Source organism: Bradyrhizobium valentinum (assembly GCF_001440405.1).
Taxonomy (GTDB): Bacteria; Pseudomonadota; Alphaproteobacteria; order Rhizobiales; family Xanthobacteraceae; genus Bradyrhizobium; species Bradyrhizobium valentinum.
In genome coordinates this window covers 1-1,241 of record NZ_LLXX01000111.1, presented here as the reverse complement: position 1 = coordinate 1,241, position 1,241 = coordinate 1, and the positions used below count along the sequence as shown (strand labels likewise).

The following is a 1,241-nucleotide window of genomic DNA, read 5'->3' as shown; positions in this document are numbered from 1 at the left end:
CGCGGAGCCGGTCGGGTTCTCCCACCCGGCGCTATTCGTGCCGAGCCCGGAGGCCATTGCGGCTGCACCGACGCGCGCCGAGACGCTCGCCCGCGAGGCCGCGGAGGCGGCCTGGACTGCTGGGGAGGCGAAGAAAGCTGCCGCGACAGCGGCGCGCGAGGCGGCGGCGCTCAAGGTGTCGCTTCGCAAGCTGGAGGGGCTCAAGACCCGCGCCGACGCCGGGCTCGCCTACGCCGACAAGGCGCTCGCCGCCGCCAAGACCGACGAGGCCAAGGCGCGGGCCGAGGACCTCAAGCAAAAGGCCGCCGCCAAGGCCGCGGAACTGACGAACCAGATCAACACTGCCAGGAATGACGCGCAGTCGCCCGGCGCCGCCGCCGCAAGGGACGCCGCCAAGGCGGCCGAGGCAAGGAAGGCCGACTCCGCTAAAGCGGCGAGCGAGGCGAAGCTCGCGCTTGAGCCGGTCTCGATCTACATCAGCCGCGCGACGCAGAAGCTTTACGTGCGCCGCCCCACGCACAAGCCGGCACCTGACGGCGGCGGCATCGTGTTCGATGCGACGATTGAGGTTCCGGTGACGATCCGCAATCCCGAAAGCCCGATCGGCACGCATGTGTTCACGGCGGTGGCGCGCAACGGGGCGAGCCTGCGCTGGACCGCTGTCACGATCGACAACGGCGACAACGCCAAGGCCGCGCTGGACCGCATCACCATCCCGCAGGAGGTGCTCGATCGCATCGCGCCGACCGCATTGCCGCGATCCTCGATCGTCATCTCGGACGAGCCGCTGAGCAGCGAGACCAACTATCGCACCGAGTTCGTCGCGGTGCTGAGCACCGAGCCGCAGGGCGGCTTCGTGACGCGCCGGCCGACGGTCGATGTCCGCGTTGCGAGCGACGACTTCCAGGGCGGCGACGGCTTCGGCTTCTTCAATTTCCCGCGCGATCCGGCCCCCCAAACCGGCAATACGCGCCGGCGCGGCGGCCAGTACTATCGTCCGATGCAACCGGGCTGGTGGTAAGACGCGGCACGCCGCGCGCAGAGAAGGCGGGGATCCAAAGCCACAGAGCGTTATTGTAGCAAAGGCAACTGGCCCATCACTGTCACGGACAGGCCGCGGCGTATGGGCCCCTGCGTTCGCAGGGGCGACAGGTTGATAGGTTCTCGCCTTTCCCCCACGGTCGTCCCTGCGAACGTGTTTGGTCCCGGGAGATTGGCGAGAGCTTCGAGCGGAGCGAGGT

1 pseudogene is annotated in these 1,241 nt (G+C 69.1%); it reads left to right on the top strand.

Going from position 1 to position 1,241, the window contains the following annotated elements:
• A pseudogene (locus CP49_RS16765) lies at positions 1–1,021 on the top strand (L,D-transpeptidase); the annotation flags it as partial.
• Positions 1,022–1,241: the final 220 nt, after the last annotated feature.